Source organism: Oceanobacillus sp. MO10714A (genome assembly GCF_037072045.1).
In the GTDB taxonomy this organism is placed as follows: Bacteria; Bacillota; Bacilli; order Bacillales; family Amphibacillaceae; genus Oceanobacillus; species Oceanobacillus indicireducens.
This window is the reverse complement of the sequence record NZ_JAXHDC010000014.1, coordinates 1-20,221: the sequence shown is the minus strand read 5'-3', so window position 1 is coordinate 20,221 and position 20,221 is coordinate 1. Positions and strand designations below refer to the sequence as shown.

General features: G+C 42.5%; 17 protein-coding genes and 2 other annotated features. Of the genes, 15 read left to right on the top strand and 2 right to left on the bottom strand.

Going from position 1 to position 20,221, the window contains the following annotated elements:
- Positions 1-207 precede the first annotated feature (207 nt).
- From SPD53_RS09630 to SPD53_RS09590, 9 genes are all read left to right on the top strand, one after another.
- A complete protein-coding gene (locus SPD53_RS09630) occupies positions 208-513 on the top strand; it encodes a YhdT family protein (RefSeq protein WP_336252404.1) in 306 nt (101 codons plus the stop codon).
- A complete protein-coding gene (panF, locus tag SPD53_RS09625; RefSeq protein WP_156854958.1) occupies positions 510-1,979 on the top strand; it encodes a sodium/pantothenate symporter in 1,470 nt (489 codons plus the stop codon). The genes SPD53_RS09630 and panF overlap by 4 nt, the downstream gene beginning before the upstream one ends.
- Before the next feature lie 108 nt (positions 1,980-2,087).
- Positions 2,088-3,581 carry an amidase gene (locus SPD53_RS09620; protein ID WP_336252403.1) on the top strand — a complete coding sequence of 498 codons (1,494 nt, stop codon included), beginning with the start codon at positions 2,088-2,090 and terminating at the stop codon, positions 3,579-3,581.
- A 36-nt stretch (positions 3,582-3,617) separates the two neighbouring features.
- Positions 3,618-4,694, top strand: coding sequence for a tartrate dehydrogenase (locus SPD53_RS09615; protein WP_336252402.1), 1,077 nt, complete (start codon positions 3,618-3,620; stop codon positions 4,692-4,694).
- Positions 4,691-5,440: an SDR family NAD(P)-dependent oxidoreductase gene (locus tag SPD53_RS09610; protein ID WP_336252401.1), complete on the top strand. Its 750-nt coding sequence runs from the start codon at positions 4,691-4,693 to the stop codon at positions 5,438-5,440. The genes SPD53_RS09615 and SPD53_RS09610 overlap by 4 nt, the downstream gene beginning before the upstream one ends.
- Before the next feature lie 23 nt (positions 5,441-5,463).
- The gene (locus tag SPD53_RS09605) at positions 5,464-6,906 is read left to right on the top strand and encodes an aldehyde dehydrogenase family protein (RefSeq protein WP_336252400.1); all 1,443 of its coding nucleotides are present in this window, start codon (positions 5,464-5,466) and stop codon (positions 6,904-6,906) included.
- Between the two features lie 73 nt (positions 6,907-6,979).
- Positions 6,980-7,753 (top strand): TatD family hydrolase, encoded by a 774-nt coding sequence (locus tag SPD53_RS09600; protein WP_336252399.1) that lies wholly within the window; start codon positions 6,980-6,982, stop codon positions 7,751-7,753.
- A 176-nt stretch (positions 7,754-7,929) separates the two neighbouring features.
- Positions 7,930-9,273, top strand: coding sequence for a sodium/glutamate symporter (locus SPD53_RS09595; protein ID WP_336252398.1), 1,344 nt, complete (start codon positions 7,930-7,932; stop codon positions 9,271-9,273).
- 111 nt (positions 9,274-9,384) lie between these two features.
- Positions 9,385-10,176, top strand: coding sequence for an SDR family oxidoreductase (locus tag SPD53_RS09590; protein ID WP_336252397.1), 792 nt, complete (start codon positions 9,385-9,387; stop codon positions 10,174-10,176).
- 435 nt (positions 10,177-10,611) lie between these two features.
- Here the strand turns inward: SPD53_RS09590 and ytvI are convergent, their stop codons facing one another.
- Positions 10,612-11,718 carry a sporulation integral membrane protein YtvI gene (gene ytvI, locus SPD53_RS09585; RefSeq protein ID WP_188856016.1) on the bottom strand — a complete coding sequence of 369 codons (1,107 nt, stop codon included), beginning with the start codon at positions 11,716-11,718 and terminating at the stop codon, positions 10,612-10,614.
- A 168-nt stretch (positions 11,719-11,886) separates the two neighbouring features.
- Positions 11,887-13,011 carry a CAP domain-containing protein gene (locus tag SPD53_RS09580; RefSeq protein WP_336252396.1) on the bottom strand — a complete coding sequence of 375 codons (1,125 nt, stop codon included), beginning with the start codon at positions 13,009-13,011 and terminating at the stop codon, positions 11,887-11,889.
- Between the two features lie 704 nt (positions 13,012-13,715).
- Positions 13,716-13,960: a binding site (T-box leader), on the top strand.
- Positions 13,961-14,002: 42 nt separating this feature from the next.
- Positions 14,003-14,272, top strand: a binding site (T-box leader).
- Between the two features lie 59 nt (positions 14,273-14,331).
- Here SPD53_RS09580 and SPD53_RS09575 point away from each other — a divergent pair.
- From SPD53_RS09575 to trpA, 6 genes are read left to right on the top strand one after another with little or no spacing between them, the layout of a single operon-like run.
- A complete protein-coding gene (locus SPD53_RS09575; protein WP_336252395.1) occupies positions 14,332-15,732 on the top strand; it encodes a chorismate-binding protein in 1,401 nt (466 codons plus the stop codon).
- 31 nt (positions 15,733-15,763) lie between these two features.
- Positions 15,764-16,780 (top strand): anthranilate phosphoribosyltransferase, encoded by a 1,017-nt coding sequence (gene trpD, locus SPD53_RS09570; protein ID WP_336252394.1) that lies wholly within the window; start codon positions 15,764-15,766, stop codon positions 16,778-16,780.
- 10 nt (positions 16,781-16,790) lie between these two features.
- The gene (gene trpC, locus SPD53_RS09565) at positions 16,791-17,585 is read left to right on the top strand and encodes an indole-3-glycerol phosphate synthase TrpC (RefSeq protein ID WP_336252393.1); all 795 of its coding nucleotides are present in this window, start codon (positions 16,791-16,793) and stop codon (positions 17,583-17,585) included.
- Complete coding sequence (locus SPD53_RS09560) at positions 17,575-18,189, top strand: phosphoribosylanthranilate isomerase (protein ID WP_336252392.1); 615 nt, start codon at positions 17,575-17,577, stop codon at positions 18,187-18,189. Before trpC ends, SPD53_RS09560 begins: the two co-directional genes overlap by 11 nt.
- Positions 18,186-19,358 carry a tryptophan synthase subunit beta gene (trpB, locus tag SPD53_RS09555; protein ID WP_336252391.1) on the top strand — a complete coding sequence of 391 codons (1,173 nt, stop codon included), beginning with the start codon at positions 18,186-18,188 and terminating at the stop codon, positions 19,356-19,358. Before SPD53_RS09560 ends, trpB begins: the two co-directional genes overlap by 4 nt.
- 30 nt (positions 19,359-19,388) lie before the next feature.
- Complete coding sequence (trpA, locus tag SPD53_RS09550; RefSeq protein ID WP_336252390.1) at positions 19,389-20,177, top strand: tryptophan synthase subunit alpha; 789 nt, start codon at positions 19,389-19,391, stop codon at positions 20,175-20,177.
- Positions 20,178-20,221 lie beyond the last annotated feature (44 nt).

Here is a 20,221-nt window from a genome sequence, read left to right as displayed (position 1 = left end):
CCCCACATTGAAGGAAAGTTGCTTTATGATAAGAAGTGGGACAGTGATCAAAACGTCTCGCTTCTTTTTTATTCGGAAAATATTTGTCATGTCAAGCGCTAAGTCTGAACAATTTGTATACTGGAAATAGTTATTATTATAAGTATAATAGACTTAAAGTTGTCGTTTTTGACAAAAATAGTTCAGTTTATAGAGAGGAGTGTTGGTATGGAACGGAAAAAGAAAAAACAAGAATGGCGCTTTTCTGTTGCAAATAGGGAGGCACTTATAGGATGCGGGCTTGCTATATTCAACTTTATCTGGTGGTATGGTTTTGCCTATGGACTTGGTTCGAAGCCACCTGAGGAATATACATATGTTATGGGATTTCCTGCGTGGATTTTTTACAGTTTAATATTTGGAACACTAGTGATGTTTGTTGTTGTCATTTTAGTTGTTAAATTTTTCTTGAAAGACATTTCACTAGAGGATGACGAGGAAGATACAAAGGAAGATGAGGTGATGAAAGGATGAACTGGGCGGTAGTTACCCCTTTATTAATTTTTCTTGTTGTAATTTTTATTATCGGTATGTGGTCTAGTAGAAGATTATCGGAAGCCGATGGATTCTTGAGTGATTATTTTCTAGGCAGCAGAGAATTCGGTGGCTTACTGCTCGCGATGACGATGGTTGCTACATATGGAAGTGCGTCAAGTTTCCTTGGCGGCCCAGGTGCTGCCTATACGATTGGTTTTGGTTGGGTGCTGCTTGCAATGACGCAGCTTGCGACCGGATATTTCGTGTTGCTTATTCTTGGGAAAAAGTTCGCAATCGTTGCAAGACGGTATAATGCGGTTACGTTAATTGACTTTTTAAAAGAAAGATATAAGAGCAAGACGGTTGTACTGCTCTCTGCATTTAGTATTATTGTTTTCATGTTCGCTGCGATGGCGGCACAGTGGGTTGGAGGAGCTTATTTAATTCAATCATTAACTGGAATTAGTTATATTGGCTCTTTATTTATTTTTACGATTTCGGTACTCGTTTATGTTACGGTTGGTGGGTTCCGAGCCGTTGTAGTAACGGATGCGGTCCAGGGGGTTATTATGGTCGTTGGTACATTGGTTCTCCTTGGAGCGGTTATTATTGCGGGCGGTGGGTTATCGAATATATTCGCTGATTTGGTCGCAATTAATCCGAATTTAATTACCCCGTTCGGTCATGACGGTTCCTTGACGGCTGCTTACGTTTCGTCTTATTGGATCCTTGTCGGAGTAGGGGTTGTAGCACTTCCGCAAATTGCAGTTCGTGCGATGTCCTATCGGAATTCGACAGCGATGCACCGTGCGATCATCATTGGAACAATTGTCACTGGGACGATTATGCTTGGCATGCATCTGATTGGGGTATTTTCCCGTCCAGTATTGCCTGGAGTTGAAGTAGCGGACCAGGTAATTCCGCTCGTTGCTTTAGAAGTGTTGCCTCCATGGCTCGCCGGAGTCATCCTGTCTGCACCGCTTGCAGCAATCATGTCAACAGTGGATTCGCTTCTATTACTCGTTAGTTCATCCGTTGTAAAAGACGTGTATATCAACTATATAAAACCGAAAGCAACAGATCGACAAATTAAAAATGTGAGTATGGGAGTTACTGGAGTAATTGGGATTGTCGCTTTCATTCTTGCAATCAGTCCGCCTGAATTACTTATTTACCTGAACTTATTTGCTTTTGGTGGTTTGGAATCAGCCTTCATGTGGCCGCTCATTATGGGGCTTTACTGGAAATATGCGAACAAGACTGGTGCTATCGCATCGATGATTACAGGGATCGGTTCTTATATTGCTATTCATTATTATAACCAGGCATATGGCGACTTGTTTGGCGTCCATACGGTTACCGTGCCGGTTTTCCTATCCTTGATTGTGTTTGTTGTCTTCAGTTTGATCTTTAAAGAAGAAGCGTACGAGTTTCCAACAAAAAATATTAACAAAGGAGCATAGGTAGGCCATGCCTGTTTTTAAAATCAGGCATGCCTCTTATGAATAGATTGGATCCCCGGAATAGATGGGATTTGCAACATAGAGATAAAGAAAAGGGGAGTGAAGTTTGTGAAAGAATTGCTGAGTTGGGAAGAATGGGCAGAGCTTGATGCAACAGGTTTAGCCGAGTTGATTCGGGAAAAAGAAGTGACCCCGCAGGAAGCCGCGCGTCAAGCAGCAAAAGGGATTGAGGCATTGAATCCTGAAATTAGTGCAGTTATTGAAGTATTTGACGATGTTGTGGAAGATCCACTGCAAGACGGAATGAACCCGGATGGTGTGTTTGCCGGTGTCCCATTTTTGATGAAAGACTTGGGACCCACGATAAAAGGTCGACTTCAGGAGATGGGTTCTTTACTTATGCAAGGAAATCGAGCAGAGAAAGATAGTTTTCTAACGACGAAGTTTCGCGGGGCAGGTCTGAATATTATAGGAAGAACGACGACTCCCGAACTAGGTCTATGCAGTTCCGCGGAAAACCCGGATATCTATGTGACGAGGAACCCATGGAATGTTAATTACACGACATGCGGTTCTTCAGCAGGCTCGGCTGCTTCCGTTGCTGCTGGCATTGTTCCAATTGCTCATGCGACAGATGGTGGTGGCTCAATTCGAATTCCGGCAGGAGTAAATGGAAATATCGGACTCAAGCCATCCCGAGGAATTTTTTCCTTGGCTCCCAATGGTTCCGATTTAATGAGTGTTGTGTCGAGCCAAGGAGCTCAGACCCGTACAATTCGGGATATGGCAGCTTTTGTCGATCATACGCGAGGCGGGGCACCTGGTGAGTTCATGCCATTTTGGCACCCGGATGAATCTTATACGGAATTAATTAAAAAGGATCCGGGTAAATTGCGGATTGCGGTGTCGCATGAATGGGGGGATTACCGAGCAACACCAGAAATTGTTGCCGAACTGAAAAAAACAGCAAAATTCCTCGAAGAATTAGGACATGACGTCGAATGGACGATTCCGGATATTGATTTCCATGCTGCATATAAGGCACAGACGGAGGCATATATCATGAATTTTTCCCAAACGATTTCTGAAATTTTAGAAGGGAAAGATTTAGAAACACCACCTGCTGGATTAGTGGAACCGATGTGTATTCGGGTGTGGGAGGAAGGAAGACATGCAACATATGGTGAACGGGCAAAAATGCAAGCGGTTTTTAACCAGCTATCCAGGTCAACAGCTGCATACTTTGAAAAATGGGATATCATTCTGACACCGACGATGGCACTTCCGACGCCGCTTGTTGGAACGACAGAATACTTGACGATGAGTGATAATCCTTCTGTTTACGACTGGTTCCATAACCTCTGGAGTATTTTTTCCTATACGTCGATTGCCAATATTTGCGGTATCCCAGGAATCTCTCTTCCGGTGGCACAACTTCCTAATGGTTTACCGTTTGGAATGCACGCACTCGCCAAACAAGGAAATGACGGTCTGTTGCTTCAGCTCGGTGCCCAGATTGAAAGAGCGCTCGATGGGAAATGGAACGATGGAAGGAAGCCGGATATCCATGTTACTAAAATACAATCCATGCAGAAGCAATAATTATAATAATAGACTTTGTGAAAGAGGATGAAAGAGATGAGAGAATACAAGATTGCGGTATTACCCGGAGATGGGATCGGTCCAGAAGTGACAAGGGAAGCGGTAAAAGTCCTTGAACGAATTGCTGAGATGGATTCTAGCTTCCGTTTTAAAACGAAGAATTTTAATTGGAATAGTGAATATTACTTAGAGCACGGGAAAATGATGCCAGAAGATGGACTCGAGCAGTTAAAAGAATTTGATGCCATTTTATTCGGTGCGATTGGGGATCCTCGAGTGCCAGATCCAGTGTCGATTTGGGAATTAATTTTACCAATACGGAAAAACTTCCAGCAGTTTATTAATTTTCGCCCGGTTAAACTGTTGCGGGGCTTAGAAAGCACATTGAAAAAAGAGGTGCCGATTGATTTCGTTATTGTCAGGGAAAATAGTGAAGGAGAATATACAGACTCAGGTGGAGCGATGTTTCATGGGGAAACCCGAGAAATGGCGTTACAGAACATGGTGATGACGCGGCAGGGGGTTGAACAGATTGCTAGATTTGCTTATGACTATGCACGTGCGAATGGCAGGGAAAAAGTGACGAATGCGACGAAATCGAACGTCATGCTCCATACGATGACGTTTTGGGATCGACTTGTGGAAGAAGTGGCAGCGGAAAATAAAGATATCGCTTATGAAAGATATTATATCGACGCACTTGCTGCTTACTTTGTCCAACGTCCCGAAACCTTTGATGTCGTATTAGCTTCGAACCTTTTCGGGGATATTTTATCTGATCTTGGATCAGCAATTGTCGGTGGTCTTGGTCTTGCGCCATCTGGAAATATTAATCCGTTGGGTGAATTTCCTTCGATGTTTGAAGCAGTTCATGGTTCTGCGCCTGATATTGCAGGAAAAGGGATCGCAAATCCAATCGCTCAAATTTGGTCAGCTGCCCTAATGCTCGAACATCTTGGAAGGAAAGATCTCCATGATCTCGTTTTACAGGCGATTGAAGAAGTGTTGGTTGAGAAAAAAGTACTGACGCCAGATATTGGCGGAAATGCGACAACAGCAGATGTTGGCGATGCAATTAGTGACAAACTGGAACGAATTGGAGGACTTTTATGACAATAACAAATAAGACAGTCATTGTAACAGGTGCTGGCGGTGGTATGGGGCGAGCTACGGTGGAACATTTACTCGAAGCAGGTGCAAATGTTGTCGGGTGCGATTTAAATATTGCAGCTTTAGCTGAACTTGAGGAGAATCCCCGTTTTAAAGCTATGAAAGCAGATTTGCTTAATGAAGCTGCTGTACAGCATATTTTTGCACAGACAAAGAGTGAATTTGGTTCTATCGATGGACTTGCGAATGTGCATGGGATTGCGCAACATGCAACACCGATAGAAGACTGCAGCCTTGCCGAATACCGAAAAATAATCGATGTGAATATGACTAGTATCTTTTTAACGTGCCGGGAAGCCGCTGCTTATATGAAGGAACAGGGAAGCGGAAAAATTGTCAATATCGGTTCTGTTTCGACGACACGGCCACGACCTGGACTGCAGGCTTATGTTGCTTCGAAAGGCGCCGTAGAGTCCTTTACAAAAGCATTAGCTTTAGAACTTGCGCCATATCAAGTGAACGCGAATGTGCTCCATCCGGGGCCAGCTGACACGTCAATGCTTGGTGAGTTTACTGCTGTGGGTAGCAGTGTTGACGATACCAAAAAGGAAGTCTTTGAAAGCAGTGTACCACTTGGCAAATTACTGCAACCGGGAGACATCGCTAAATCGGTGAAATATTTATTGTCTGATGCGGCAGAAATGATAACCGGAGCTGTTTTACATGTTGATGGTGGGAGAAATATATAGTTTCAAAAAAGGGGAGACACTTGGTGAAAACATATGAAATGTATATCAATGGAGAATGGACGAAAAGTGCGAACGAAGCGGTAATTGATGTGCTGAATCCGTCAAGCAGTGAGAAAATCGGTGAGATTCCTCGAGGTACGAAGGAAGACGTGGACCGGGCTGTTCGAGCTGCAGCTGCTGCATTTCGCACGGAGGAATGGCGTTCGTATTCGGCATTTGACCGGGGAGATCTTTTATTTGCAATTGCCGATAAAATGCAGGAAAGTAAGGATGAATTAGCGGAGCTTGAAACAACGGATGTTGGAAAGCCGCTCTCCCAAGCGTATGCTGATGTGGATGCGGCGATCCGCTACTTCCGTTTTTATGGTGGAGCAGCTGATAAAGTAATGGGGGATACGATTCCAATTCAAGACGGATTGCTTGATTATGTTGTGCGCGAACCGGTTGGGGTGACGGCCCATATCATTCCATGGAATTATCCGCTGCAAATTATTTCTAGAAGTGTTGCGGCAGCAATTGCGACAGGGAATACGGTTGTTGTAAAAAGCGCAGAGGATACGCCGCTTACCGCGCTGCGCCTCAGTGAATTTTTTGCTGAGTTAGACTTACCTGCTGGAGTGTTCAACCATGTAACAGGTTACGGGTATGAAGCAGGAGCTGCTTTAGCAGGTCACCCACTTATTAATCAGCTAACATTCACTGGTTCGGTTGCTACAGGAATTTCCGTTGGACAAGCGGCGATGGCGAATGTCGTGCCAGCCACGTTAGAGCTTGGTGGGAAGTCTCCGAATATCGTGTTTGCCGATTGTGATGTAGAATCGACCGTTGCCGGCGTTGTCCGTTCGATTATACAAAATGCAGGCCAGACTTGTTCTGCAGGGGCACGGTTGCTCGTTGAGGAATCATTCAAAGATGAATTTTTGAAAAAGGTGATTGAACAGTTCGGTAAACTAACGATCGGTGCAGGTATCGAGGATAAAGATATTGGTCCGATTTTAAATGAAAGGCAATTTGACCGGGTGATGGGGATGATCAATATTGCTCGGGAAGAGGGAGAAATTCTTTTTGGTGGCAATCAAATGACTGTCGAAGGATTTGAAAATGGATTTTATATCGAGCCGACGATTGTCGATGGAGTAAGTCCACGCAGTAGAATTGCCCAAGAGGAGGTATTTGGTCCGGTGCTTACCGTGTTTACGTTCAAGGACACGGAAGAAGCGTTAGAACTTGCAAACAGTACGGATTATGGGTTAGTTGCCGGCGTTTGGACGAAAGATATTAACCGCGCTCATTACTTAGCAAGCAGAATTGATTCCGGTCAGGTGTTTATCAACAATTACGGTGCTGGTGGTGGTGTTCAAATGCCATTTGGCGGCTACAAAAAGAGCGGGTTCGGCAGAGAAAAAGGTTGGGCAGCACTGGATAACTACACGACGTTAAAAAACGTGGCAGTAAAGTATAGATAGAATACAGAAGTGAAAACAGACCATTGTTTTCACTTCTTTTTGTGAATTATTTTTAGAAGGGATTGCTAGTACTATGGAAACCAAACTGATCGATGCTCATATCCATCTTGATTTTTACACCACTGAAGAACAAAAGCAAATAATCGAGTCATTGGACAAGCATCAGATAGAAGGCCTTATTACCGTTTCACAAAATCTCAAGTCCGCAAAATCAAATCTCGCTTTATCCAAAACATATTGCACTATCCAACCGGCCTTTGGATATCATCCGGAACAAACTTTGCCTTCAGAAAAAGAAATAGTCCAGTTGACGGAATTTATCTTAACACAGGAACAAGACATGGTTGCAATTGGAGAAGTAGGGCTACCTTATTATTTAAGACAGGAGACAGATCTTAAACTTGAAGAATATATCAACCTGCTCGAGCATTTCATCATGCTTGCCAAGCGAACAAAGAAACCAATTATTCTCCATGCCGTTTATGAAGATGCACCAGTTGTTTGCTCTTTACTTGAGAAACATTCGATCGATAAGGCGCATTTTCATTGGTTTAAAGGAGATGATAAAACAATGCAACGGATGCTTACGAATGGCTACTTTATTTCTGTAACGCCGGATATCATATATAAGCCTAAGATTCAGCGAATAGCCAAACAATATCCACTTGAACAATTAATGGTGGAAACGGACGGTCCTTGGCAATTTTCCGGTCCTTTCGAAAATAAACGCACTCATCCCAAAATGATGCATGAGTCGGTAAAGGTGATTGCACACTTAAAACAAATCGATAGAACAGCGGTTTATCAGCAAATTTATGAAAACACGAGAAGTTTTTTCACGCTTTAGCTTTGACGACTATTGCCGAAATCGCGTCACGAAAGACATGAATAAAAAAGGTATGTTATAATATTCGAGCGGTGTTTTTCCTCAGGCGGAATGTTTTTTTATAATTTGATACACATTAAAATGTGTGCTTCTTTTTAACCTATATTATCCTACACCAAGAGAAAGGAGTTACATATATGGAGTTTACTCTATGGGATGTTCTGACGGATTTAGGACTATTATCGTTGTTATTGTTAGTAGGAATGGTTTTACGTGCAAGGGTAATATTTCTGCAACGTTCTTTTATGCCGGCAAGCATTATCGCCGGAATTTTGGGCTTGATACTGGGACCGAATGGTTTTCAAATCATCCCGTTTTCTGATTTTATCGGAACATATCCGAGTGTTTTAATTGCTATTGTTTTCGCTTCCATACCATTATCATCAGAGAAGTTCGATTGGCGGAAAGTCATGGACAAGGTTGGTGGTTTTTGGTCATATTCACAAATCATCATGTTATTGATGTGGGGACTAGGTTTAATGTTTGCACTAATTTTTCTTGTACCTACATTCCATGTCCATGATGGATTTGGTTTATTATTAGCTGCCGGCTTTGTCGGGGGACATGGTACTGCTGCAGCACTTGGCGATGCTTTTCAACAGCAGGGCTGGAAAGAAGCGACTTCCCTTGCGATGACTTCCGCAACAATTGGTGCAATTGTCGCTATTGGAGTAGGGTTGCTTTTAATCCGTTCTGCGGCAAATAAAGGTGAAGCGAACTATATCAGCCGGTTTGAAGAACTGCCTACAGAATACCGGACCGGTCTATTGCCAAAAGAGAAAAGAACTTCGATGGGGAATGATACAGTTTCGAGTATTTCCATCGATCCCCTTGTATTTCACTTGGCGCTCGTGCTGCTTGTAGCAACCGGGGGTTATTTTTTAAGTCAATTTGGTGAGCGGCTATTTCCGCAACTTACGATTCCAGCGTTTTCTTTGGCGTTTTTAGTCGGTTTATTTTTAAATATTATGATTCAAAAAGCAGAAGTGGATCATTATATTGATAAAAATGTTGTATCAAAAGTGAGCGGAAGTGCGACAGATATCTTGGTAGCTTTCGGAATCGCATCGATTAACTTAACAGTCGTAGCGGAGAACATTGTACCATTTTCAATCCTGATTATATTCGGTATCCTCTTCTCTTACTTTTTCTATAAAGTCGTTTCTAAGAATTATTTCCAAGAGAATTGGTTTGAAAAAGGTATCTTTACTTGGGGCTGGATTACTGGTGCAGTGGCAATGGCGATTGCTTTACTGCGGATAGTTGATCCAAGAATGGAGAGTAAGACGCTTGATGAATATGGCTTGGCCTATATACCAATCGCGCCGGTTGAAATTATGCTCATTACCTTCTCGCCAATGTTCATTCTTCATGGCCGTCCGTGGTTATTCGTCACGATAACGGTCGGATTGTCCATTCTCATTATCCTATTTTCTATCCGAAGGGGCTGGATTATGATAGGAGAAAGAGAAAATGGATAAACGGGAAAAACAATAAATTCCCCCGATTTGTATGATGTTATGCTAGTATGAAAGTAAGTTTCTAAAAAATGTGAGTAATATGTTAACGAGTGTTTTAAAGGGGGAGAAATAATGGATTTAAAATTAAAAGGGCAGTCCGTCATTGTAGCTGCGAGCAGTAAAGGATTGGGTAAAGCAATTGCATTAAAATTTGCTGAAGAAGGGGCGCATGTTCTGATTTCCAGCAGGAGGGAAGAGGAATTGAAACTTACCGCAGCTGAAATCAGGAAGAAAACAGGTAATGAAAATGTCCGCTATAAAACATGTGATATAACGGATGAATCGCAAATTAAACAGTTAGTGGGAACAGCTATAGAATGGAACGGGAAGGTAGATGTACTGATCAATAATGCTGGCGGCCCACCTGCTGGAACTTTTGATAAGTTTTCAGACAGCGACTGGCAAGCTGCTTTTGAGTTGAATCTATTAAGCTTTATCCGTCTTACGCGGGAAGTATTGCCTTCCATGCGGGAGTCAGGAGCAGGGAGAATTGTTAATATTGCATCCTCATCTATTAAACAGACATTGGATAATCTAATTTTATCCAATACATTTCGTGCCGGAATTGTCGGCCTATCGAAAAGTCTTTCTCAAGAACTGGCAGGAGACAATATTCTTGTTAATACCATTGGTCCGGGCCGGATTGCAACAGACCGAGTGCAGGAATTGGATGAAATACGAGCGGATCATAAAGAAATCAGCTATGAACAACTCCGGAATGAAGTCGAACGGTCGATCCCGATTGGGAGATACGGAGAACCCGAAGAATTTGCGAACATGGTCGTTTTCCTTGCGTCGGGCGCTAACTCCTATGTCACTGGTCAGAGTCTCGTTGTTGACGGAGGGCTTGTAAAGGCATTGTAGATGAGGAAACCAGCATTACTTAAGTAATTTATGAACTATGTGATTGTGTACACAAACAACCCGCTTGTCGATATTTCCCGGGAAATAACAACAAAAGCGGGTCTTTTTATTCAGGAAGAAGTGGGTTCTCCTTTAATAAAGTAAAACTTCATTCAGTGGAGAATTCCTTCCCCCCACTGAAAGTTAGTTGAACAGAATCAGGTATTTACGGACTATATATCCCCCCAGCTCCACATGTTGTGTTTCCCCCTATGTTTGGAAGAGGGGATATTACAGACCGTTAATGCGTGATAAAGTGAAACTTCATTCAGTGGGGAATTCCTTCCCCCCCACTGAAAGTTAGTTGAACAGAATCAGGTATTTACGGACTGTATATCCCCCCAGCTCCACATGTTGGGCATCCCTCAAGTTTAGAAGAGGGGGTATTACAGACCGTTAATGCGTGATAAATTCCCACAAGCCATCAAAAACTTTCGCATCATACAAAGAAATAATTAGAACAAGGCTGATTGGTCCAATAATAAGGCCAATTAAACCAAATAGTTGCAGACCTGCAAACAAAGATACGAGAATGGCGAGCGGATTTAACTTCATACTGGATGATAGTACTTTCGGTTCGGCAATTTGTCTGACGGTTACGGTGGAGCCATATAGAATGAGAAGGCCGATCCCCATAAACAAATCCCCGGTAAAAAAACTATATATACTCCAAGGAATCAAGATGAGCCCTGGTCCGAAATATGGCAATAGATCGATGAAACCAAGAATTACAGCGATAGTAAGTGACTGCTCCACCTGCAATATCCATAAACCGATGAAACTGACTAAAGCAGTAAGAATCATTAAGATGATTTGGGATTTTAAAAAGCCGAATGTTTTTCGCTTTAAATCACGTAAGACATTCCAGGTCTTTTTTTGGAAAATGAGCGGCAACTTATTTTTATAAAGGGTGGCATATTTCTTAGAATCTTTGCTGATGAAATAAATTGCAAGAATAGAAAAAATAATAACTGTAAATGTAATGGGAAGGGCACCGATAAAGGTGGAAAGGCCGTTAGCAATACCCTGACCAATCCTGCCGAGTAAGGCGGCGACATTGCTACCGATAATTTGAATCCCTTCCTGCAAGGCTTGGCGCTGCGAAGAATCGAGGTTGTCTATAAAGCCAATGCCTTGATCCCATAATGGTAAAATGACATCATTGAAATATAACTGGATATTTACGGAAACTACTTCAATTTGATTCGGGATATAATCCGACAGGTATAAAAATCCGTCAATGGTCTTTTTGATAAGGATCGTCACAATGCTTCCGATAATTCCAATAAGGAAAAGGATTCCGGTTAATACGGCAAGTGGTCTTGGAAAACGTAAATATCTTTCAACAGTATTAACAATCGGATTGATTAAAAAGGCAAGTAAAGCGGCGATTAGAAAAGGATATGTAAGTCTAAGAAAATGATATAGTAAAAATAAGCCAATTGCGGAAATAAAAGCTAGAAATAGGATGCGGAAAATTATTTGGATCGCTGGGTGTTTCATAAGCAGAGCTCCTTTCAATCGCTTGGAACATAATTTGCTATCTGTTAATAAAAATAGCGAAAATTCATTTGTTTTTATTTTTATCCTATCATAATTTCTTGGCTTTAACTAGAATGAGTCGCGTCTATATAAAGAAAGGACGTCACGTAAGTAACATGAACGTCCTACTTAGTTAGCTATATAATTTTCCGTATAAAAAGGAAGAGAGTCTTTGTTGAAAGCTACCCCGACAACGAGGGTTCGGTAGCTATTATGCAACTTGTTTTCACGGTGACCAGGTGAATTCATTAAACCTTCATGGGCAAAAATACTGCTTTGTTGACCAGCAGCGAGATTTTCCCCAGCCCTTTGGTAGGCAACAGCATCTTCTGTTAAGCGGTCAAATGGGGACTTGCCTTCCAGATTTGTGTGGCTGAAATAATTATTTTCTGCCATATCCTGACTATGGGCGCGGACCGTTTCTAAAGCGGATTCTTCCCAATCGAGAACAGAAAGCCCGTGTTTTACCCGTGCCGCATTGGTGAGATCAAATAACTGATATTCGAAGCCCTCTCTTAATTCTTCGCTCGGCATTCCAAAATAGTTTTTCTTCTGTTTTTCCAATTGCTTATCAATAATCAGAATAGCGGTCACTGTATTATTCTGATGAACATCATAAAATATTGTCGTGTAACTTTGGTCAATTTCGAAAGTATGAAACTCCCCGTTATCCTGAATTTCGTAATTCACTAAACCTTTTCGGAGCGTTTGCAGTGGCTTAGGCAATACGGAAAGCACTTCTTCCCGCGTGCTTTCAAATGTAATTCCATTACTGGAAGTAAGCAAATCCTGATTTGTATATAAACCATTGACTCGGTCGTCGTCATCATAAGAAATCATCATGAAATGTTGGTAATTCTGATGATACGTGACCCAGTCCACACCATATTCATTCCGTGTCGCTCTTTCAGGTTCACCAATCTGTGCTTCAACATCCGCCCGCAAATCACCAAGTTCAATGTTATGAATAGAAAATAAGTGATCGGAAGGATCTGATAACTCGGGTTCCTCTAGTTGAATTGGTGAATCTTGATCTTGAAAGGTTTCAGAAACTTTATCAGAAAGTAACCGAATCTCCTGTCCAATCCAATCGATCGTATTGCTAACAACTGGATGCTCGCCGATTCGATAAATATCTGATTGAATATTTTCAAAAACTCCGCCTACTCCTGATTCTTTAAAACTATCCCCATAAAAGTGCCAAAACAACCCGACAATAAGTAACAAAACAATAAATCTCCGTAAAAAAGTCAAACTCCCACTCCCATCTATTGAGACTAGGGTCAGTGCACATGTCCCAGTTCATAGCAATCATTCTAGCCAAATTGCTGCCTCACATACTTGCAAAGTATCTTCTTTATTTTATCATAAAAGATATCAAGCTAGTGTGATGTAAACTTACAAAAATATGGAAAAAAACAGGGAATATTTTATCACGTATTAACGGTCTGTAATACGCCCGCCTCTAAACAAGAGGCTGATAGGAAAACAACTGGGGTTTATTTTCCCATTCGTATGTTCATCTTACTTAAATGAGAAAACAACTTGGTTTTATTTTCCTATTCGCATGCTCACCTAACTTTAATAGGAAAATAACTGTGCTTTATTCTCCCATTAGCATATTCACCTAACTTAAATGGGAAAACAACTTGGTTTTATTTTCCAATTCGCATGTTCATCTAACTTAAATGGGAAAACAACTGAGGTTTATTCTCCCATCAGCAATACCCATCTTACTTTAATGGGAAAGCAATAGGGAACTATTTTCCCATTCGCATGATTTTCTCACTTAATTGGGAAAGTATGCGTCTGCCGGGCAACCGAACGGTAATCAGGGCACCAATATAATGACCGTGCAAGATACTTACGGTGAATGAAAGTAAGAAGGATTAAAAAAGTTTCAAAAACCCCTTGACATCTTCTTGGAATTATCTTAATCTTATTTCTAATAACTTAATTAATCTGCGTTGATGAAGAGTAGTAATTTATTCAGACACTTAAGAGAGCTGGTGGTTGGTGTGAACCAGTGTGGAGGGGATAAATGAATGGACTTCGGAGCTTCCAAACCGAAATGACAACTGGAGTAGGCTTTGGCGAATACGTCTCATCGTTATCTGAGACAGGTGTTAGGCAATAATTGCCCGACATGTTGAGTGAGCTTTTACAGCTAATAAAGGTGGTACCACGGTCCCTCGTCCTTTTTCGGATGAGGGATCTTTTTGTTTGCCAAAAAAATATAAATATAAAAAAATCGTAAAGTAAGAGTAGTAAACAGTCGCTTCAAGCGTTCCAGAGAGCTGGTGATGGTGAGATTCCAGCGCGCTCGTGACTGTTGAATGGACTTATGAGAGGGTTTCTGAAAAAGCAATTGTTGCTTGAGTAGGAAAGCACGGGTTTCCGCCGTTACACGGATAGGATATCGAAGGAGTGAAATGTAAGCTTTCCGTATCCGAAAAAGATGAAAAGAAGATTCTTTTCCAAGTGAGGTGGCACCGCGGTCCCATACGTCCTCTATAAACATCAAGTTATGTTTATAGAGGACTTTTTTATTTACAGAAAAGGAGTGAAAGGTAAATGATCTTAGCGTATCAATATGAAAAAATACCGGCAGCTGGAATGTCAGCTTTAAAGATTTTCAAAAACCTGAAATCCCGAAAAAAGTTCTTGCTTGAGAGTACGAGTTACCATGAACAAAAAGGAAAATTCACTTATCTCGGAGTTGATCCGTACGAAGAGGTTATTGGCAACCAAGGAAAAACTACGATAATAGATGTTCAAACGAAAACGACGAGACAACTCGAAGAACATGCACTCGACTATTTGAAAAAGCAGCTACCCGACATGGAAACACATTTACCAATCCCATTTTTCGGCGGGGCGGTCGGCTATGTCGGATATGATTTCATTTGTAATTTGGAAGATATTGCTTTTCCAAGTGTGGATGAGTTACAAATGCCCGACGTTCATTTCATGTTATTTAGAAATATTATCGCTATTGATCATACGAAAGATTGCTTATATCTTATTGCAGTCAATCCGGACCAAGACCCTAACGTATTCCTGGATGAAGAGCTCAAGAAACTAAAAAATTTACTTCAAGCCGACATGAAAGACAGCAATACAGCTTTTGCTTTTCCCAATGTAGATTTCAAGTCTCAAGAAACAGAAGCAAGTTTTACAGAAAAATTGTTGCGGGCGAAGGAATATATCGAACGGAAAGAAGTGTTACAGGTAGTACTATCACAGCGGATGCAAGCAGATATTAGCGGGAACCCAGATTTCCCATTTGCCTTTTATGAGAATTTATGTGCGTCTAATCCGTCTCCGTATATGTTTTACATTGATTTTGCGGATTATATTCTGCTAGGCGCGTCACCAGAAAGTTTGCTGCAAGTAACTGGTAATGAGGTGGTTACGAATCCAATCGCTGGCACAAGACCAAGGGGTGCGACACAAGCGGAAGATGCGAGGCTAGAGGCTGAACTTCTTGGGGACGAAAAGGAACTTTCTGAACACCGCATGCTCGTTGAACTTAGTAACGAAGATCTTGCCAGTGTTTGTAAGGAACAGACAATCGAACTTACAACCGATATGATCATTGAAAAATACCAGCATGTGATGCATATTGTTTCCGAGTTAAAGGGTGAGTTACGAGAAAACTCTTCAAGCGTCGATGCATTAATATCTTTGTTACCTGCAGGAACTGTTTCCGGAATGCCGAAACAGCGCGCGATGGAGATTGTGAATGAACTGGAGGAAAAGAGGCGCGGCCCATATGGCGGGGGAGTTGGTTATATTAGTTTCAACCGGGATTTGAACATCGCACTTACGATTCGCACGCTGATTATCAAAGGAAAATACGCATATCTCCAAGCTGGGGCAGGGATTGTCCGTGACTCGGTAGCGAAGAAAGAATACGAAGAGACATTGCATAAAGCGCGATCCTTAGTAGAAGCCGCATACACGTTCAGTTAACAAAAAGTCGTAAAGAAAGGAGAACGAACAAATGAAGACATATCTTCAAAAGTTGATCAACAAGGAAAATTTAAGCCGGGAAGAAATGAAAGCAGCTGCAAGCCATTGCTTTACGAGTGAAGTGACCGAATCGGAAATTGCCGCATTCCTTATTGCACTCCAAGCAAAAGGCGAAACGGCCGATGAAATTACTGGTCTTGCGGAGGTAATCCGGGAAAAGTCATCCTTCCAGACGGAAAACACATTAAATGTCATCGATAATTGCGGTACTGGCGGGGACCGGTCAAATAGTTTCAATATCAGTACAACCGCGGCCTTTGTCATGGCAGGGGCGGGGATTAAAATTGCGAAGCACGGCAACCGGAGTATTTCCAGTAAAACGGGTAGTGCAGATGTACTCGAGCACTTAGGCGTCTCTCTTTCCTTTTCAAAGGAACATATTGAGGAAATGCTTGCGGAGAACAATATTGCATTTTTATTTGCTCCTCATGTCCATGAAGTGCTGAAGCCTTTTTCCGTTGTTCGTCAGCATCTTGGCGTACCGACGATTTTCAATGTCATCGGCCCACTGACAAATCCAATTCAGCTTGAGACCCAGCTAGTCGGAGTTTACCGGAAAGATTTGCTTGAGAAGGTCGCAGAATCATTGAATAAGCTAGGACGGCGCAGGGCAGTGGTCGTGACCGGGGCAGGTTCACTTGATGAGGCTAGCTTAGCCGGTTTGAACAAATTGATAGTTATAGAAGATGGTAAACTAACACCGATGAATTTACACCCAGAAGAGGTCAATTTACCAATCTATCCAAATGAAGCGATTCGTGGAGGCGACTCCAAGCGTAATGCAGAAATTCTTTTGTCCGTTCTAAAGGGTGAGCCTGGTGCTTACTTCGACACGGTGCTTCTCAATGCAGGGATTGGCATTTACACAAGTAGAAAAACGGATTCAATCCAAGCCGGGATTGAATTAGCCCGAGAGAGCATTTTATCTGGAGCAGCATTAGAACGACTGGAACGATTAGTTAGCTTTAGTGAAAAAATTCCTGTGTGAGGTGTATTGAATGACTATTTTAGATAACATTTTAAAACAAAAAAGAATTGAACTGACAGAACTGATTCACAAGAAATTAATGGAGCCGGTAGGTAAAGCAAATCCCTCCTTTAAAGGGCGGGCTGCTGCTTCAGAAAATATGAATATTATCGCTGAAATTAAGCGCGCTTCCCCTTCCAAAGGAGCGATTGACCTTGAAGTGGATCCAATCGAGCAAGCGAAAACATATGAGAAAAATGGTGCGGCAGCCATCTCGGTACTGACCGATGAGAAATTCTTTAATGGCTCATTAGAAGACTTGCGGGCAGTTCGTGAAGCAGTCGACGTTCCGGTCTTATGTAAGGATTTTATTATCGATACGTTGCAGATCGATCACGCAAGAGCTGCCGGAGCAACAATCATTCTATTAATTGTTGCAGCTCTCTCAGAAGAGGATTTAAAGAAATTATACGATTATGCAACATCTCTTGAATTGGAAGTACTCGTCGAAGTGCATGACGAGGAAGAAATGAAACGGGCAGTAAAACTTGAACCTGAAATAATCGGAATAAACAACCGAAATTTGAAAACTTTTGAAGTCGATGTAGCAATAACGGAAAAACTTGCATCCCTTGTTATGGACCGTGACACATTGCTTATTAGTGAAAGCGGCATGCGGGAAAGAGAAGACGTGAAGCGGGTGAGAGACGTTGGGGCGGAAGCAATTTTAGTCGGAGAAACACTTATGCTTGCGGAAGATTTACAAAGAACATTTACGAATCTACAAATTCCACTGAAAGAGGGGAAGAGGCTGCATGTTCGTTAAAATTTGTGGCATCACAACGGAGGAAGCAGCACAAGCGGCAGCTGAAGCGGGAGCCGATTTAATCGGATTTGTTTTTACGGAAAGTAAGCGGGAAATTTCGCCGGTTGCGGCAGCAGCGATTGCAAGCCGTCTTCCGGCATCTGTCCAAACAGTCGGTGTCTTTGTTAATGAAGAACCGACTGTGATGGAGCAAATTGCCAGCCAAGTTGGGCTTGATTTCCTTCAACTGCACGGGGAAGAACCGCCACATGTGGCAAAATCTCTTTCTGCAAAGGTTATTAAAGCATTCCCCGCTGAAAAAGAAAGGTTAGAAAATGTCCATACGTATCCATGTGATTATTTTCTAATTGATACACCGAGCATCAATCGTGGCGGGAGTGGCAAGACGTTTGACTGGAACTTGCTGCAAGAATCAGGCATCGACCGGGAAAGGTTGCTGCTTGCAGGAGGTCTTCATCCAGAAAACGTGCGGGAAGCAGTGGAAGCAGTGAATCCATTCGCAGTTGACGTCTCAAGCGGTGTCGAGACGGCAGGAAAGAAGGATCCAGAAAAAATGAAAGCATTTATCGAGCAGGCAAAACAAAGGGAGGCTTATAAAAAATGAGTGTATATACCGTACCAGATCAAAGTGGAAAGTATGGCAATTTTGGCGGGAGGTTCGTCCCGGAATTATTAATGCCGGCAGTTCTTGAACTTGAAAAAGCGTATGAAGCGGCAAAGCAAGATAAGAGCTTCCTTGGGGAATTGAACTACTATTTAAAGCAATATGTCGGAAGAGAGACCCCATTATATTTCGCGGAGCGGCTTACAGATAAAGCAGGTGGGGCGAAAATATATTTGAAACGAGAAGACCTTAACCATACAGGCGCACATAAGATCAACAACACGATTGGGCAGGCTCTGCTTACGGTTAGGATGGGAAAAAGGAAAGTGGTGGCAGAAACCGGTGCTGGTCAGCACGGGGTAGCAACTGCAACAGTTTGTGCGCTGCTTGGTCTTGATTGCATCGTCTTTATGGGGGAAGAGGATATTCGCCGCCAAGCACTGAATGTACAGCGGATGGAGCTGCTTGGTGCCGAGGTTAGAAGTGTTGAAGGCGGAAGCTGGACACTGAAAGATGCCGTGAATGAAGCACTTCGTTACTGGGTGAACCATGTGGAAGATACCCATTATATTATCGGTTCTGTCGTTGGTCCGCATCCATTTCCGCTGCTTGTCAGGGATTTTCAAGCGGTGATCGGTGAGGAAACGAAAAGGCAAATCTTAGAACAAGATGGAAAGCTGCCGGAAAAGATTATTGCCTGTGTCGGTGGTGGCAGTAATGCGATGGGAATGTTTTATCCCTTTGTTGAGGAGGAAGATGTCTCTTTAATCGGGGTCGAAGCTGGTGGAAGTGGCCTAGAAACGAATAAACACGCAGCAACTTTAACAAAGGGGAAAGTCGGGGTATTACACGGGACATTGACTCATCTTTTACAGGATGAAAACGGACAAATAGAAGAAGCTTTTTCAATTTCGGCAGGACTAGATTATCCGGGCGTCGGACCGGAACATAGCTATTTACAGAGTATCGACCGGGTAAATTATACGACTGTAACGGATAATGAGGCACTGGAGGCTTTCGAACTTTTATCGCGGAAAGAAGGGATCATACCGGCTTTAGAAAGTTCGCACGCAGTAGCTCATGCAATGCAGGTTGCCGGAAAAATGTCTAAAGATCAAATAATTGTTGTCTGCCTTTCGGGCCGGGGAGATAAGGACCTTAGACAATAAGGATTTATTGAAGTGAAGGAGGAGAAATAAATGGGAAAAGTAAGATTAGAAAAGGCATTGCAAGAAAGACTTTCTGCAGGAGAAAAAATTTTCTCACCATTCATTATGGCTGGTGATGGTGGTTTGGATATTTTGCCAGACAGAATAAAATTTTTCGAGGAAAACGATGCAGCTGTTATAGAACTTGGTATTCCATTTTCTGACCCTGTAGCAGATGGTCCGACAATCCAAGCGGCTGGCAGCCGAGCTTTAGCTAACGGGACAACACTTGCCAACGTTCTAGATATATTAGAGGTGACAAAATTAGAACGGACGATACCTGTCGTCATCATGACGTATATCAATCCAATTATCGCATTTGGTGTTGAAACGTTTGCCAAAAAGAGTGCAAAAGCTGGGGTTGATGGAGTGATTATTCCCGATTTGCCGATGGAGGAGGAGCGCCTCATTGCGGAAGCTTTAAGTAGGAGGGACATCGCCTATGTAAGGCTTGCTGCGATGACGAGTCCGCAACAACGCTTACAGGAACTTGCCAAGCGTACAGAAGGTTTTCTTTATGCGGTTGCTGTTACCGGTACAACTGGCGCAAGGGCAGAGCATGATGCATATGTATCAACATTTTTACAAGAATTAAAGACATATACAGATACTCCAGTACTCGCGGGCTTCGGTGTATCTACAGGAGAGCAAGCGAGGGCGCTCAGTGAGCATGGTGACGGGGTGATCGTTGGCAGTAAGGTCGTTCAGCTTCTTCATGAAGGTAATTTAGCAGAAATCAGCCAGTTAATAGCGGAGAGTCGTTCGATCAAGGTATTATAATCCGTGCTTGTTCTTACAGACTATTCCCTCTATAATCTTTCATA